A 16,551-nucleotide genomic window follows, 5' to 3' on the forward strand; every position below is an offset into this window, starting at 1 on the left:
CCCTTGTTTTGCGTTTGAAGGAAGTTGCTGGTCTTGATTAGTCTGTTTATCTCAGTCGAGAAGACTCCCACCTTTTCAGGTGGTGAGTAATAGCAAATTTGTCTCAGTGGGAGTCCAATCTCCGACTGAGATAAACGCTCCGCGAGGATGCGCAGTGATTCTGATAGGAATATGTCAGCTTCGCTGACCAGAATCACGCGCCAAGTCTCACGGACGTTCGACTTGAATCTAAAGATGAAAAATGACTGGAATCTTTTCTGTATTTTTGTGGTGATATTCCGTAATATTGACGAAAAACTCTGGAAAAATGATCTGCGCTATTATACCCGGTTTCTTCAGAAATCTTCTCAATTGAATTTTTTGTTTTCAGAAGTAAATGTCTTGCTTTTTCCATTTTTTGTTTTCGAATCATTTTTGTGAAATTTTCTCCGGTCATCTCTTTGATAATCTTTGACAGATAAGGAACAGAATAATTAAATTTATTCGATAGTTGTTCTAAAGTAATTGTCTGATAATGCGACTGTATATACCGAAGAAGTGGCGCATAGTCGGGACCGGATTCAGAACTTGAAAACTGACTGTATTCATAGGAATCCCGAAGTGCATTGACGAAAAGGAGGTTTAGCCAATATACATCACAACGATTTACATATTTATCATATCGGAAGCGCTCTAAAAAGAGATTCTTTACCAGAGTTCGTATTTCAAAAGAATCATTTGTGTGAAACACTTAATTCCCCAAAACTCTGTTATAGTTGCTATATCTTCAAATGGAAGTATGAAATCATATTCGCTTTCAAATTGTTCAGAAGAAAAAGGATAATAAAGCTTATCTATTTCGTGTAAAAAACTCGTATCATTTAATTGCTTTAAAGTTGCAAGATCGGGAATGTCAGGCGCACTTTCAGAAAAATGATGTTGTTCATACATTCTTTTCAGGAGTGAATCGAAATCAGGACTATAGTGATACTCGTTAATAAAATGGGTGATTTCGTCTTTGATTTCTTTGATTGTTATATAAAATTGTATAATACCCTCCGTAAAAAATATGGCAAAGTGTTTTGATTGATAAATTAAACGTTATTAGAATTGTAACATTTTATAAAGTGAAAATAAAGAATAAATGTAGGAAAAATAATATCGGTAATCAATAGTGGGGAAAATGTAAAAATGGAATATTAAAAAATGTCGGAAATGAGGATAATTTTTTGCATGGAGAAGAAAAAGAGTATGTGCTAATATGAGAAAGAATTCATGAGAAGGTAACAAACATTATCATATGATAAAAGTACAAAGGTATTTTGAGGAAGGGGGAAGTAATGAGTGAAGAAAGAGTAAGATATGATGCATTTCATCCTGGAAAGCTATGGCTTGACACAGAGGGAAAAAGAATACAGGCTCATGGGGGATCAGTGATTCAGATTGACGGAGTCTATTACTGGTATGGAGAAAATAAAGAAAAAACAGATGGACAAAATGGAATCTGGCACTGGGGGGTTCGTTGTTACAAATCAACGGATCTGTATAACTGGGAAGATCTTGGTCTGATTATTCCGCCAGAGCCAGAAGATCCACAGTCACCATTATATCCGAACAACTGTATGGACAGACCGCACATTATATACAACAAAAAAACAAAGAAGTATGTATGCTGGTTGAAGATTATGAATTCAGCAAATATACAGTCTGAGACGATTCTGACAGCAGATTCGATTCTTGGACCATATGAAAAGGTAAAAGTTGGATTTAAACCATTAGGAATGAATGCGGGGGATTTTGATCTGGCAGTAGCGGAAGATGGAAAAGCTTATTACTATTTTGAACGTATACATAGTGAGTTGATTTGTGCTGATTTGACAGAGGATTATACGGATGTAACAGGATATTATAGCACACATTTCCCACGAATCGCTCCGCCTTATGTGAGAGAAGCGCCGGCACATTTTATGAGAAATGGTAAACATTATTTGTTTACATCAGGAACAACGGCTTATTTGCCGAATCCTTCGGAAGTGGCAGTTGCAGATACATGGCATGGACCATATACAGTTCTGGGTAATCCGCATGTGGATGATAAGAGCGAAACTTCTTTTCACTCACAGATTTCATCTGTGTTTAAAGTTGAAGGAAAGAAAGATCTTTATATCGCATGTGCAGATCGTTGGCTGCCTGAAATGATGGATAAGCAGTATTCCAGATATAAGAGAATCTTTGAATGTATCTTTTTACAAAATGGAAAAGGAATGGAAGAATTTGAAGGGGATGAGCCAATAGTGGAAAACACATCCATTTCAGAATATGTATGGCTTCCGATAAGGTTTGATGGAGAGATGGCTTATATAGACTGGAAGGACTCATGGCGCCTGGAAGATTATCCGGATGAAGAATAAAGTTGGAATATAAACAAGATGAAAGGATGAGAAGAATGAAAAATCAATACGGAAAAAAACAGGAGAGCAGTAAAGCATTTAAATGGTTTCATGCCACTTCGGTCAGTGGTGGAGCTATGATGATATCTGCTGTCATATCAAGTTATTTTTCACCTTATATGACAGATACAATGATGATTCCAGCTGCATTTGCATCTGTAATCATGTTTATCTGTTCTTTTTGGGATGCTATTAATGATCCGATGATGGGGGTAATTGCTGACAGAACGAATACGAAATGGGGACGTTATCGTCCATATTTGATTCCGGCTCCAATCCTACTTACACTGTTTTCAACATTGTTGTGGGTAAATCCGAATTTCCCGATGGCAGGAAAAATTGCGTGGGTATTAATCTGTAACATTGGTGTTGGAATGACTGTTACAATGTACACAATGCCACAGATGTCTCTGCTTCCGGCATGTGTAAAAGGAACAGAAGAGAGAAATACGATCATTGCTATGGGGGCAGGAGTGACAGCGGTTGCATTTACAATCGCAAACACATTTACATTGCAGATCAAAGCATTCCTTGAGAGTGCACTTGGAGTGAGCAACGGCTATATTCCGATGATGCTTATCTGTGGCGGTCTTGCATGCTTCTCCTTCTGGGGACTTTTTGCGACATCAAAAGAGAAATACATCGAGAAGAGTACAGACAGAAATGCAATGCAGGATCTGAAAGCAATTTTGAAACATAAAGAACTTGCACCATATATTATCGTATGGATTATGGCCTCTATGGGATATGGTCTGATGTTTGCAAGCTCTGTTTATTACGTAATGTATTACCTTGCACGTCCGGATCTGATTCCAGTTTATATGGGAATCGTGTCTATCGGAGCACTGGTTTCCATGACAGTTCTGATGCCAATCTTCCTGAAAATATTTAAGACAGGAGAAAAAGCACTTGTTGTATCACAGACGGCAACGATTATCTGCTATGTAATTCTTCTTTTCTTCGGAAAGAGTAGCCTGATGCTTCTTTATGTAGTGACATTTATCGCAACAGCAGTTGCTTCCATGCAGAATGGTCTGGTTAACGTACTTGTAAATGACGCGATTGATTATATTCAATTGAAAGAAGGATTTTCAGCAAATGGGGTAATTTCTTCTATTAAAGGATTTGCACAGAAATGTGGTGGAACAGTTACAAACTCAGGTATTCTTGCAGTCCTTGCTGCATCTGGATACATTGCAGGAGCAATCGGACAGCAGCCGGAGAGTACACTGATCGCATTGAATTTCCTTCGTTTCGGTGCACCGGCACTGACAGGAATAATTCTTCTAATCTGCTTGAAATTTAATCCAATTGATAAGTACAGAGATGAGATTGAAGAGATGAAGAAGAAAATGACAGTAGAAGAGTAATTTTTGAAATTAAGAGAAAAAAGATCGGAGTTTATGCTGGTGATGGCATAAACCCCGATCTTTTTAGCAGGAATTCCAACAGGAAGAAACATAGGTCTTCCGATATTGTGAAAGCGTAGCATATGTTTACTTAATTAGTAAGCAGAGAAAATGGGTTGTGATCGTTACTACAATCCATTTTTTTAGTGTAGTGCTTTCCTATACTGAGCAGGTGTGCTCCCATAATATTTTTTAAAACTACGAATCAAATTCGTTGTGTCCTGATAGCCAAGATATTCCGCGATCGAACTGACAGAAAGATTCGTGGAGGTCAGTAGGGAAGCAGCTTTTTGCATTTTCAGGTTTAATAAAGTTTCGCCTATCGTGTGAGAAGTCGTCTTTTTAAAAAGCTGATTGAGATAATCGGGCGAGTATCCAAAATGCTGTGCAATTCTTTGCGCAGAGGAAGTGGTATAGTTTTGCTCGATATATTGCATGATGGCAGGAAGCTTTTCTGTGATACTTCCACTGGTATTAGCTATTTTTGTGTTATAGCTGTAGTCCTGAAGCAGATTCATGAAAAGGATACTTAACTGAAGATTTAGAATCTGCTGTGAGTAGAGCGTATTGGTACAGTAGGTCAGCGAAAGCTGCTGAATCTGCTGCAGAATCATGGCATTCCCATTTGTGTGGAAGACAAGATACCGGATAGAATCGCCATCCGGGGTGAGTAGAGAGGAGAAAAAATCGCCAAGTATAGAACCATCAGGAATATTGTGTGAGAAAGCCTGTGTAAAAGTACTTGCCCGGACTCCGATATTCAGCAGAATGCTATCAGAATCAATGGTGATTGAATGTTTTTGTGCCACCGGGATAAAAATAAAATCTCCAGGCTTTAATCGGATGGTCTCGCAGGTGTCATCGACAGATAAAGTCTGTATGCTTGTGCCGGAATACTGATAACAAATCTCATAATACTGATGATCCTGAGTGGGAGAGCAAGAATAACGAGGCTGCTTCTGGATGTAAATATCATAGCCGGGAGAAAAATACTGTGGCTCTAAAAATGTTTCTGCTGTTTGAAATGTGTTTGTAGGGGATAGCGTCACATCACTTGCGCCGGTAAGACTTCTTAAGTCGATTGGCGGAATTGAAAAAGGCTGCAGAAGTTCCTCCGGAAACTCTGCGATTGGCATGAATCGATGATGTTCCAGATAATAGGAACGAAGCATATTTTCAAAAGGAGAATACCAGTGAAGTGCATCTTCCAACGCATCAATCGTGATGGGCGTAAAGTGTTGTTTTTGTGTATCAGAATTGGAATTATTCATAAATACCTCCTGAAATTGATTTGTTATATTTAAGATATCGGAAAAAGCTGATTTTATCAAGGTAATGGTTACATATTTATAAAAAAATACACGTTATAATCGAGGTAAGCGAGATAGTTCTAAGACTCAAAATTATGGTGAGACGAAAGGAGACTGGAAATATGAAAAGGAAGAGAACTGGCATCCTTTGATGCAGAGCGTGCGGCATGGATCTGCGAGGCAGGAACTTATGAACTGGAAGCAGGAAATTCACTGGAACAAAGCAGTAGTATCGCAAAAGTAGAAATAAAAGAAGAAAAGCTCTTGAAACAGAGCAAGCACTATATGCCGACTCCGAAAGAAATTCCACTGGTAACTTTATCAAAGAAGGCAGAGCAGGAGACTTATCCAAAGGGCAGATATACGAAAATGACCGGAGAAGATCACATCACACCGGTCGTAGAAAAGGTATATGGCAAGGAGAAGAATCCGATTCATCCGGAAAAATCAGAGCGGTTGATCCAGTGGAAGGAAGTTGTAGAGAATCCAAAGCTTCTGGAAGATTTTGTCGGACAATTTACAGATTACGAACTGGCACGTATTTCCGTCTGCGCGAAAAATGGATGGGGCATGGAAGCAAAAGGAGAAGCCGGAATGCTCTATGTATCTGAAAAATATAATACACCGGAATTCGTTGTCGCAGATGGAAATAATGGTGTAAATCTGAGAATAGAAAATATCGGTTTTCCGACTTCAGTTACAGTATGTGCAACCTTTAATGAAGAGCTGGCTTACAAGACGGGAGCAACGATTGCAGAGGAAGCAAAAGAGCATGAGATCAATGAAATCCTTGCCCCGGCAATCAACCTTCATCGCAACCCATTGTGTGGAAGAGCAGCGGAGTATTTCAGTGAGGATCCACTGCTGGCAGGAAGAATGGGAGGACAGCAGAGCAGAGGTCTGGAAGAGCATGGAGTTGTAAGTTGTATGAAGCATCTGCTTGCAAATAACTGCGAATCTTCAAGACTACGTAACAACAGTATTATGGATGAGAGAACGCTCAGAGAATTGTATCTGAAAACGTTTGAAGAGGCATTCCAGGTACAGATCCCATCTACTGTTATGACGGCCTACAATGCGGTGAACAGTGTCTATTGTGCAGAAAGCGAAGATATGTTACAGGGAATCTTTGTGGAAGAACTTGGATTTGACGGATTTGTCATGACAGACTGGACATCCAGTGATACCTGCGATATCGTCAACGCAATGGCAGCCGGAAATGGCTGGATCACACCGGGCGGAATGGATGACACACAGACGATGCAGCTTGTAGAAGGTATACAGAACGGACGAATTGACCGAAAACGTCTGGAGAAGAGTGTGTATCGTATGATGAAAGTAATTTTAAAGTTTTATTAGATCCCTCAGTATAGTATGGGGTGGGACTTTTCTCCCAACTATATTTGAATTGACAGGGAGAGAAATAAACCATCTTGAGAAAGGAGAAAGAGATGAAGAAAATTAAATTTAATACGGGTTGGAATTTTTATATGGGAAGTGGAAGTGCGCTGCAGACGATGGAAGAGGGAAATCCAGAAGAAACAGCAGTTACGCTTCCGCATGATGCGTCTATTCTTCGCCCGCGCGATTCAAAAGAAGCAGGTGGAAGTGGAAACGGTTTCTTTCGGGAAGAAAACTATCACTATATAAAAGAATTTCAGCTTCCGGCAGAGGATGCAGGAAAATGTGTATGGCTGGAATTTGAAGGAATCTATCAAAATGCATTTGTATATATCAATAACTCATTCGCAGGAAAAAATCCATATGGATATGGAAATTTTTATGTGGATGCTACCAAATATGTGCATGCCGGACAGAAGAATACGATTAAAGTTGTTGTAAAAAATGCAGTACCGAGTGGACGCTGGTATACCGGCGGTGGAATCTACAGAGATGTAAATATTATGGTTTCAGAACCGCTGCATCTGGCACCACAGGGAGTCCGCCTTGCGACAGTAGAGGCAGAAAAGGATCTGGCGGTGATTCGTGTAGAACTTCCGGTGGAATACCATGGTACACAAGTCCGAGAGGCTGAGATAAAATTGCAGCTGATAGATGCACAGGGAAAAGTGGCAGCAGAAAATAAGATGCCGGTTACAATCGATGAATATGGAGAAAAATCATATCGGATGATGTTGTATGTGGATCAGCCGAATCTCTGGAATGTTGAGCATCCGTATCTGTATCAGTATAAAGTGCAGCTGACAGAACAGGGAGAAGTACTGGATGAAGAAAGCGGAAGTTTTGGAATCCGTAAACTTCAGTTAGATGTGAAACATGGTTTGCGAGTTAATGGTAAAAGCGTAAAACTTCGGGGTGGATGTATTCATCACGACAATGGCATTATCGGGGCGGCAGAATTTCCTCATGCGGAGGAGATGCGTGTCAGAAGATTAAAAGAGGCAGGATATAACGCAATCCGAAGCTCCCACTATCCAATGAGCCGGGTTCTTCTTGAAGCCTGCGACAGACTTGGTATGTACGTCATGGACGAATTCAGTGACGTATGGACCACGACGAAAGGTGAGTTTGATTACGGAATGGTCATGACAGAATGGTGGGAGAAAGATGTTACAAACATGGTCTGGAAGGATTATAACCATCCGTGTGTAGTAATGTATTCTATAGGAAATGAGATTCCGGAATGTGGAAATAAACTGGATATACAAATGGGAAAGAAAATCGCAGACAAGATTCGTTCTCTGGATGACACCAGATATGCGACAAACAGCGTGAACTTTGTGTTGAGTATACAAGATCGAATGGGCGAGATCATGGCTGGCATGGCAGCAGAAAATGCACAGGAAGTGCAGAAAAAAGAAGAAGCTTCTGGTGCAGAACAGCAGGAAATTAACAGCATGATGACAGATTTTGCTGCATTTATGGACCGGATTGTTGCTGGAGAAACTGCAGGAAAAGCGACAGAAGAAGCATTTGGCCAGGTGGATATAGCGGGCTACAATTATGCTGCATGCAGATACGAAAGTGATCGGGAAAAGTATCCGGATCGAATTATTGTTGGATCAGAGACAACACCGCAGAGTCTGGATATGAACTGGCCGTTGGTAGAAAAATATTCAAATGTTATTGGAGATTTCTCATGGACTGCGTGGGACTATCTAGGGGAAGCTGGTATTGGAAAAATCACATATGGAGAGAAAAAAGAAATGGAATTCTACGCTCCATACCCTTATAAAGCGGCTTACTGTGGTGACATGAACCTTTTGGGAGACAGAAGAGTGATTTCTTACTGGAGAGAAATTATATGGGGACTGAGAAAGACGCCATATATTGCTGTACAGCCACCACAGCATCATGGAGAAAGGAAAAACCTTACAAACTGGACGATGACAGATGCTGTAAATAGCTGGAACTGGAAAGGTTACGAGGGAAAAACGGTAACAGTTGAAGTTTATGCAGATGCTCAGGAGGCAGAACTGTATGTAAACGGAACTTGTGTGGAACGGAAAAAAGTAGGGGAACAGAAGAAAGCAGTCACATATTTTGAGACAACGTACGAACCGGGAGTTCTGGAAACCATTGTATATACAGACGGAAAAGAAGTCGGAAGAAACAAGATTATAACGGCGGAAAATAATCTTCGTCTGGAAGCATTTAACGATCGTACTCAGATTCCGGCAGACGGAAGTGATATCTGTTATGTGGAAATCAGTGTAAAGGATGGAAATGGCAACATAGATCCAAGTGCAAATGAGCCAGTCTGCATTACGATTGAAGGAGCAGGAAGCATACTTGGCTATGGAAGCGCAGATCCAGAATCGGAAGAAAATTATTTCGATACAGAAGCACGACCATTTGAGGGAAGATTGCGGGCAGCTGTCAGAGGAAATGGTGAAAAAGGAAAGATTACAGTGTCACTTACATCAAAGGCTTATGGAAATGCCAAAGTGGAGATTGAGACTGTATAGTTACTGTTCACGCGTAGTGCGAACAATAAAGCTGTATAAAAATGCAGGATTTATAGAAAAATCTACATGGTAAAGAGAAAGGTCTCAGATTAAAATAAGAAAAGAAGGAATGTCATTGCCAGGAAAAATTCCGTAAAAACATTCCTTCTTTGCAATTACAAAATGTATCTATGCTTTAGAAGAATCTGAAAGGTACGTACGCAACATGTTTATAATTTCATCAATATAATCTTGCAGTTCATCTTTCTGATTTCGAAACTCCCGTGCCGATAAAAGGCCAATGTGCTGCAAGGTAGAAAGTACCAGACGATGAACAAATGACAGTGAGAGAGGAAGGTCAATACCTTGCCGTAGTTCTCCGTTCTGTTGAGCTTCTGTTAGAAGAAGTTCCGCCTGTTTGTCAAGAGCTTCTGAATATAGAGTAATCGTATCAGACTGCCTTTTAGAAACAGGAGTATCCTGTGTATATGTTTCGATTAAAAGCAGTAAAGTGAGGTCATCTTTGTGTTTAAAAATCTCATTTAAAAAGGAATGAAACAGCAATAGAAATTGTTCTAAAGCAGAGCCTTTTGTCTGAGAAAGTGCTAAGGAATCATTTGCATCTAAAGTCTGTGCAACTGTGTGCGGAATAATTTCATCTTTGAGTGTAGACATGACATCGTCCATATTTTTAAAATATTTATATAAAGTTACGGTGGAAATATCCAGCTTTTTGGCAAGATTCTGCATGGTAAATGAAGCTGGTCCATCCTTTAACAGCATCTTCCGCGCAGCAGATAGTATTTCTTTTTTACGTTTTTCACGCATTTGATTAAAATAAGCAGTCTGATCCATAATATCGTCTCTTTTCTATAGTTTCTATTTTTTATTATAACAGTAAAGAAAGTTATTCGTAAAGTAGAAAAGTGCTTGTATTTCAAGAAAAAACGAGTTAACATAATGTTAAGTGATTTAACAGTGCAAAAACAAGCTAAAAAGAATAGAGATTTCCTATTCGGACAGGAGGAAAAAGTGTTAAAGACGGCAAAGATATTTCAAAATGGAATGACGCTCCAGCGAGGAAAAGAAGTTTGTGTCTGGGGACAAAGTGATTCAAGAACGACTGTGAATGTAGAAATTCAAGGACAGAGAGGCAGCTCTGTCGCAGGTGAGGATGGTGTGTGGTCAGTTATGATTCCGGCGCTTCAGGCTTCAGAGGGCGAAGTGATGCGTATCTTTACAGAGACAGAACAGTTGCAGTATGAAGATGTTGCAATCGGTGAAGTATGGGTGGCAGGCGGCCAGTCTAATATGGAGTTCTGGATGCGTTATGAGAAGTACAAAGAAGAGACGATGAAAGAACTGCCGAAGAATAGACTTCGTTTTTATGATGTTCCAGAAATCAGCTATGATGGTCAGATAGAAGAATTTGACTATAGTAGACAGGCTATTTGGAGAAAGGCGACAAATGAGGACCTCGAGTACTTTTCGGCAGTCGGCTATTATTTCCAAAGGGAACTGGAATCAGCGTTAGATGTGCCAGTTGCAATCATAGGTTGTAATTGGGGCGGTACGGTTGCGTGTGCGTGGATGAATCCAGAGACTGTGAAGAAAGTTGGACCGGCATGGATAGAAGATTATGAGAATCAGGTTGCAAAATTGGACATGGAAGAGTATTGGAAAAAGCAGCATGGGAATCCGATGAATGACAGAGGAAATATGTTTGCGGATCCGTTTACAGAATTCGTACTCCCAAGAACAAGAAGTGAGGAAGAGGTACAGGCGTTTTTCTCACAATTTGCCAATTCTATGGACTTGCAGGAATATCTTTCGATAATGATGCCGCAAAGCATACCGGGAAGTCTGTATGAGCACATGGTAAAGACAATTGCGCCATATGGAATCAGCGGATTTTTATGGTATCAGGGAGAAAGTGATGACGATACTCCGGGGATGAATGTATTTTACAAAGACATGCTGTCCGGCTTGATCTCAGACTGGAGAACACTGTGGGGAGATGATACATTACCGTTTATGGTTGTGCAGCTTCCGGGCTTTGAAAAATGGATGGACAATGACAGAAAAAATGAATATCCGATTATTCGTCAGTGTCAGCAGGATACTGCCGATACGGTAGCGAATGTTCATCTTTGTTCAATCTCAGATGCAGGAGAGCAGATTGATATCCATCCAAAGAATAAGAAAGTAGTTGGAGAGAGACTGGCACTTCTTGCAAGAAAATATGCATATGGAGAGGACATTCTTGCCGATGCACCGCGGATGGAATCTGTCACACGTAAGAAAAATATTGTTACGATTACATGGAACAATGCTGGTGACGGAATCGTGGTAAAAGGTAATAAGGTGGAAGGACTTCATGTATTTGCAGGAGAGGAAGAAAAAGCTTATTCATTTACAGTAGCAGAAAATAAACTGGTATTGCAGATGGAACAGGTTGAGGACGAACCATTACAGGTGAAATTTGCCAGAACTTCATGGTATCAGGTGAATTTATATAATTCAGCAGGAATTCCGGCTATTCCATTTGAAACGGATGGAGATATTTGAGGTTTGTTATGAGTAAATGTGTGTAGGATATGGAATATAAGACAATGCAAAAAAATGTCGGATTTACAAAAAGAATCTACATAGTATAAAGATATATTTTTAATTAAAATGAAAGAAAAAGGGAGGAATGTGTTACAATGAAAACAGAAGTGATCAAATTATATGAAAATCGAGAAGACGTTACATTAACAACATATGTATTGGAAGATTCACCGGAGATGCTTGCCGGAAAATCCAGACCTGCAATTTTAATTTGTCCGGGTGGCGGATATATGAGCTGTTCTGATCGTGAGGCAGAGCCAATTGCCATGAAATTTGCATCGATGGGATATCATACATTTGTTCTGAGATATTCTACCTATATGGGTGGGAATGCAGGTGGATTCCCAGATATCTCAAAACCACTTCCGGTAAAAGAAGAGTGTTTGTACCCGACACAGATGAGAGAGATTGGACAGGCGATGTTGATCATCCGTGAACATGCTAAAGCGTGGAAAGTTGATGCAGATCGTATTGCAGTGTGCGGATTCTCAGCAGGAGCACATAATGCGGCGATGTATGCGACAAACTGGCATACAGATACAATCAGTGAATACTTCCATGAAGACAAAGAAAAATTCCGTCCGGCGGCAGCAATTCTTGGCTATACATTAAGCGACTATATTTTCATGAGAGATAATACAGAAAAAAGAAGTCCGATGGATGTGGCATTTTTCAAAGCGTCAAACACAGCATTTTTGGGAACGGGCGAACCATCCGAGGAACTGTTGGATGAAGTTAGTCCGGCAAGACATGTGACGGAGAATACACCACCGATGTATCTGTGGGCAACTGCATCGGATGAACTGGTTCCGGTACAGCACTCACTTCGTATGGCACATGCATTGGCAGAACACAAGATTCCATTTGAATTGCATGTATTTGAGGAAGGTCCTCATGGATTGGGACTTTCTACACAGGCAACGGCAGCGGCAAAATCACAGATATATCCAGATGCTGCAAAATGGGCAGACCTGGCAGGTTGCTGGCTGGAGAAGAGATTTGCGTTTGATTTGCCGGAAAAAACAGCTTTTGAGGAAATGTTGGAAAAGGGAATAATTGGATAATTTCAACTGGAATAAGATTGTGAGAGCAGTAAGTTTGCGTTAGAAACCAGATAGGGACGGAGTTTAATGGCTTTTGAAAAAAGCCATTAAACTCCGTCCCTATCTGGTTCTATTGCGATATTCCAAAGGGGTCATCCCAAAACACTTCTTGAATGCCTGTCTGAAATTACCGATATCTGAATAACCCAATTCCTCTGAAATTACCGCAATTGAAATATCCGGATTGGCGAGCAGGCGGGTAGCCTGGTTCATACGCAATTGCTGGATATTTTCGCTGAAACTCATACCTGTGCTGGATTTGATAATCCTTTGTAATTGTCGTTCGCTGTAATTGAAGAAAGAGGACAATTCTTTCAAAGTAACTGTAGCGAAATGCTCCTGTATATATTTCAAGATGAATATCAGGTTTTCATTCTGGTCATCTTCAGCCAGTGACGGAACGATAACATTTGCACCATGATTGCGAAGCAGTGTAATGAAAAATGCATCGATAATGGAATTGAGCATCCGGTTTTTGTATTGACGGTTTCCAATAAATTCTTCATAAGCATAGCCGACATAATTAAATAATTCGTGATCACCATGTGTACGGAATAGAAGGTAAGGGTGTGTCGGTGAATGATATAACATACGCATGAAAAAATCTGATAATACATCATTTTCCGATAAGGTCCCGAAGAAAGCGGTCTCAAAGGTGCTGGTTCTAAGTATAATATTGAATACGATACAGTCATCGGAAAATACACTGATAGCATGCTGTGTATTTGGTGCAATGATGCAAATATCACCGGACTGCATTTCCAATTTTTGCTCCTGAATATAGTTGGAACAAGACCCATGTAAAACACAGAGTACCTCCAAAAAAGAATGAGAGTGCCAGTTGCATGGAAGGTAACGAAAATGTTTATAGATTTCGCAATCTAAGTTTTTATGAAAAAATAAATCCTCTTCCAGATTGTCAACCAGGAATTTAGGAAATAAACAATCATCTGTGTGACTGGCTTTGACAAAAATATCTCGGCAATCCTTAATATCATGTGGTTTTTCTAAGTGTCGGTCTTGATTTTTGAAATATAAGTCTTTTAATCGTTGCTCTGTCTTACATAAATTTGTATCTATTTCATATTCGTAAGCATCATAAAATCGCATAAGGTATCCTTTCACTGTCCGATAGTGTTAATTTGTTATATCAGATGTGAGATGACTCCCACCTCTGTAGGTGGTGAGTAACAAATCAGTATCAGTGGTGGGAGTCAATCCCCATCTGATATAGCCTCCGGCAGGATTGCAGAGATGCGCAGAAGAAGTATGTCATGCATTGCATGACGCGCATCTCGCAGCAAGAATGCAGAGGCATTCTTGAATTATTATACCAAAGACAAATTTAAAATTCTTTAAAATTCATAGAAATGTCATCTTTGTAATGCAGGAGTGTCTGATTTGCAACTATGTTGTAAAATGAGGGATTGCTATACTATGAAATATAATAAAGCAGAAGGAGAATCTGGATAATGGGAATATTAGGAAATTGGATTACAAATAAAACAGCAAAACCATTTTATGCAAGAAGAATTATAAAAATATGTAAGCAAGTTTTACATGCAGAGGCAAAGGTATGTGGGCTTGGTCAGTTTCATTTTTATATAAATGGATGCAAGGTAGAAGATCATGAGTTGGACCCGGGATGGACGGATTATCACAAACTGATTGAATATGTAACATTTGATGTAACGTCATATTTAAAAGAAGGGGAAAATGTAATTGGAGCGGAGGTCGGAAATGGCTGGTTTTATAAGATGGACGAGCATTATACATTCAAATTTCCGGAGTTTATGCCGCCAAATCCGAATCCATATAAACCATTTGGTGAAGAACTTGTATTGGCAGTAGAATTAATGATTACTTATGTTGATGGAACAGTAGAAGTTATTCATGCAGATGAAGATTTTCTTGTAAAAGAGCATCCGGTTGTAATGAGTAATGTATATGGTTCGGAGACAATTGACGGAAGAAAGAATCCGGATGGATGGTGTACAGCAGAGTTCAATACGACAAGTTGGGAGAATGCTTCGATTGTTACAAAGGAGAAAGAGCCGACTGGCCGGATGATCGACCAGATACAGCCACCAGTGAAGGTGCTCCATTCTTATCAGGGAGAATATTTGAACAATGTACAGAGCAAAGACATCTATGATTTTACACAAAACATGTCCGGAATTTTAGAGTTTGAAGTGAAAGGAAAAGCGGGGGATGAAATTCATCTTTACCCTGCCGAGAAGCTTGCAAAAAATGGTGATGTAGACCAGATGGCAAAAGGCTGGGTAAATTTGGATTCATGTATTACTTATATTATCGGGCAGGACGATGAATGGGAAACATGCAGAATGAAATTTACTTATTTTGCAGGCAGATATGTTGCTGTTGAGAAGCCGGAGAATTGTGAGATGCGTAATCTTACAGCTCATGCAATCAGCAGTGCATATGAGACGGACGGAACATTTACATGTGATGACAAACGTTATGAGCAGATTTACAGTTTGGTGGAAAAAGCAGTTGAGGCAAATATGGTCAGTGTGCATACCGACTGTCCGACAATTGAGCGATTTGCATGGCAGGAGCCGAATCATCTGATGGCACCAGCTATCATGTATATGAAAAATGGATGTAAATTGTGGGAAAAATTCTTGTTGGATATGCGAACAGCGCAACATACAGCACAAGATTATTTTTATGATTTTGAAGAAAATAAAGTCTATCCGGGAGATGGATTGATGCCGTCACAGTGTCCATGTTATATTCCGAATGTACTTCCGGTTCCGGGGATGGGAAGTTTTTATGATATCATCGGTTGGGGAAGCACCTGTATTCTTGGAACATATTGGCATTATATGTTCTATGGGGATAAGAAGATCATTGAAGATAACTACGATGCAGGTATGAGATATCTGGAACATTTAAAAACAAAGGTTACAGAAGAAGGATTTATCAACCATGGCCTGGGTGACTGGGGCAATCCGAAAAATGAACTTGCAAGAGAAAATATCGAGACGGCTTTCTTATATGCAGATGCCGTAACGCTTGCGAAGTTTGCCGAGATTCTTGAGAAACTTGAGGATAAAAAGAAGCTGGAGGCTTATGCAGAGCAGGTAAAGAAAAACTACAATGAAAAGCTGCTTGTCTGGAATGCAGAAAAAGGATATTGGTGTTACCGTACATGGGATCATGCGGACGAGTTATTTATGACGCAGGCAGTAGAAGCGTTACCGCTTTATTGGGGATTAGTACCGGAGGACAAAGAAGTAGATGTTGTGAAAGCATTTTACGATGCTTTGGAAACAGAAGGTGCATTTGTCAGTGGAGAAATCGGACTTCCATATGTAATTCAGACAGCACGCAAATATCAGATGAATAACTTGATCTGTCAATTCATTTTACGAAAAGAGCATCCAAGTTATTATGCATTTGTATTAGATGGAGAGACGACATTGGGTGAATATTGGGAGACCAATCCGAGAAGCCACTGCCACGATATGATGGGACATATCGTAGAGTGGTATTATAATGGTATCGCAGGAATCCAAGCAGAGGAACCGGGATTTAGAAAGATAAAAATATGCCCGTATTTGCCAGAAAGTATACATGAGTTTAAGTGTATTTATCGTTCTGTGGCAGGGGAGATTTCAGTTCAGGTGAAGGAAGAGCAGGATGGAATGGTATTGCAGGTGAAAGTGCCAAAGGGCGTGGAGTATCAGATTGATACAACCAATCTGGAAAGTAGCAGAGAAATCACGGCAGAGAAGATTAAGATAGAGGTAGAATAA

The 16,551-nt window shown here is 40.0% G+C and carries 12 protein-coding genes; 7 read left to right on the plus strand and 5 right to left on the minus strand.

The window, feature by feature from the left end; all coding sequences use genetic code 11:
• Positions 1-193 precede the first annotated feature (193 nt).
• Together H8S40_RS16355 and H8S40_RS00415 are read right to left on the minus strand one after the other, a co-directional pair.
• Positions 194-730: a helix-turn-helix domain-containing protein gene (locus H8S40_RS16355; RefSeq protein ID WP_186864283.1), complete on the minus strand. Its 537-nt coding sequence runs from the start codon at positions 728-730 to the stop codon at positions 194-196.
• A complete protein-coding gene (locus H8S40_RS00415) occupies positions 688-930 on the minus strand; it encodes a hypothetical protein (protein WP_186865701.1) in 243 nt (80 codons plus the stop codon). The genes H8S40_RS16355 and H8S40_RS00415 overlap by 43 nt, the downstream gene beginning before the upstream one ends.
• A 389-nt stretch (positions 931-1,319) precedes the next feature.
• On the opposite strand from H8S40_RS00415, the gene H8S40_RS00420 reads away from it, so the two are divergent.
• Positions 1,320-2,390 (plus strand): family 43 glycosylhydrolase, encoded by a 1,071-nt coding sequence (locus H8S40_RS00420; protein ID WP_117991351.1) that lies wholly within the window; start codon positions 1,320-1,322, stop codon positions 2,388-2,390.
• A 35-nt stretch (positions 2,391-2,425) separates the two neighbouring features.
• The gene (locus H8S40_RS00425; RefSeq protein WP_118724237.1) at positions 2,426-3,799 is read left to right on the plus strand and encodes an MFS transporter; all 1,374 of its coding nucleotides are present in this window, start codon (positions 2,426-2,428) and stop codon (positions 3,797-3,799) included.
• Positions 3,800-3,981: 182 nt separating this feature from the next.
• On the opposite strand, the gene H8S40_RS00430 is transcribed toward H8S40_RS00425, so the two are convergent.
• The gene (locus H8S40_RS00430; protein ID WP_186864284.1) at positions 3,982-5,109 is read right to left on the minus strand and encodes an AraC family transcriptional regulator; all 1,128 of its coding nucleotides are present in this window, start codon (positions 5,107-5,109) and stop codon (positions 3,982-3,984) included.
• Positions 5,110-5,412: 303 nt separating this feature from the next.
• Between H8S40_RS00430 and H8S40_RS00435 the strand changes: the two genes are divergently transcribed.
• Together H8S40_RS00435 and H8S40_RS00440 are read left to right on the plus strand one after the other, a co-directional pair.
• Positions 5,413-6,507, plus strand: a complete 1,095-nt coding sequence (locus H8S40_RS00435) for a glycoside hydrolase family 3 protein (protein WP_186864285.1) — start codon at positions 5,413-5,415, stop codon at positions 6,505-6,507.
• Between the two features lie 92 nt (positions 6,508-6,599).
• Positions 6,600-9,077 carry a glycoside hydrolase family 2 TIM barrel-domain containing protein gene (locus H8S40_RS00440; RefSeq protein ID WP_186864286.1) on the plus strand — a complete coding sequence of 826 codons (2,478 nt, stop codon included), beginning with the start codon at positions 6,600-6,602 and terminating at the stop codon, positions 9,075-9,077.
• Positions 9,078-9,245: 168 nt separating this feature from the next.
• Here H8S40_RS00440 and H8S40_RS00445 read toward each other — a convergent pair whose 3' ends face one another.
• Complete coding sequence (locus tag H8S40_RS00445) at positions 9,246-9,911, minus strand: TetR/AcrR family transcriptional regulator (RefSeq protein ID WP_186864287.1); 666 nt, start codon at positions 9,909-9,911, stop codon at positions 9,246-9,248.
• 177 nt (positions 9,912-10,088) lie between these two features.
• Here H8S40_RS00445 and H8S40_RS16360 point away from each other — a divergent pair, with 177 nt between their 5' ends.
• Both H8S40_RS16360 and H8S40_RS00455 read left to right on the plus strand, forming a co-directional pair.
• Complete coding sequence (locus H8S40_RS16360) at positions 10,089-11,624, plus strand: sialate O-acetylesterase (RefSeq protein ID WP_186864288.1); 1,536 nt, start codon at positions 10,089-10,091, stop codon at positions 11,622-11,624.
• A gap of 137 nt (positions 11,625-11,761) precedes the next feature.
• Positions 11,762-12,730 carry an alpha/beta hydrolase gene (locus H8S40_RS00455; RefSeq protein WP_186864289.1) on the plus strand — a complete coding sequence of 323 codons (969 nt, stop codon included), beginning with the start codon at positions 11,762-11,764 and terminating at the stop codon, positions 12,728-12,730.
• Positions 12,731-12,829: 99 nt separating this feature from the next.
• On the opposite strand, the gene H8S40_RS00460 is transcribed toward H8S40_RS00455, so the two are convergent.
• Complete coding sequence (locus H8S40_RS00460) at positions 12,830-13,879, minus strand: helix-turn-helix domain-containing protein (protein WP_186864290.1); 1,050 nt, start codon at positions 13,877-13,879, stop codon at positions 12,830-12,832.
• Between the two features lie 362 nt (positions 13,880-14,241).
• Here H8S40_RS00460 and H8S40_RS00465 point away from each other — a divergent pair, with 362 nt between their 5' ends.
• Positions 14,242-16,551, plus strand: a complete 2,310-nt coding sequence (locus H8S40_RS00465) for a family 78 glycoside hydrolase catalytic domain (RefSeq protein ID WP_186864291.1) — start codon at positions 14,242-14,244, stop codon at positions 16,549-16,551.

The sequence above is a fragment of the Ruminococcus hominis genome (genome assembly GCF_014287355.1).
Taxonomy (GTDB): domain Bacteria; phylum Bacillota; class Clostridia; order Lachnospirales; family Lachnospiraceae; genus Schaedlerella; species Schaedlerella hominis.

Coding starts and splice junctions, on each gene's coding strand:
- H8S40_RS00460 (WP_186864290.1), bottom strand. CDS start 13,879: ATGCGATTTTATGATGCTTACGAATATGAAATAGATACAAATTTATGT.
- H8S40_RS00420 (WP_117991351.1), top strand. CDS start 1,320: ATGAGTGAAGAAAGAGTAAGATATGATGCATTTCATCCTGGAAAGCTA.
- H8S40_RS00465 (WP_186864291.1), top strand. CDS start 14,242: ATGGGAATATTAGGAAATTGGATTACAAATAAAACAGCAAAACCATTT.
- H8S40_RS00455 (WP_186864289.1), top strand. CDS start 11,762: ATGAAAACAGAAGTGATCAAATTATATGAAAATCGAGAAGACGTTACA.
- H8S40_RS00430 (WP_186864284.1), bottom strand. CDS start 5,109: ATGAATAATTCCAATTCTGATACACAAAAACAACACTTTACGCCCATC.
- H8S40_RS00425 (WP_118724237.1), top strand. CDS start 2,426: ATGAAAAATCAATACGGAAAAAAACAGGAGAGCAGTAAAGCATTTAAA.
- H8S40_RS00415 (WP_186865701.1), bottom strand. CDS start 930: ATGTATGAACAACATCATTTTTCTGAAAGTGCGCCTGACATTCCCGAT.
- H8S40_RS00440 (WP_186864286.1), top strand. CDS start 6,600: ATGAAGAAAATTAAATTTAATACGGGTTGGAATTTTTATATGGGAAGT.
- H8S40_RS00445 (WP_186864287.1), bottom strand. CDS start 9,911: ATGGATCAGACTGCTTATTTTAATCAAATGCGTGAAAAACGTAAAAAA.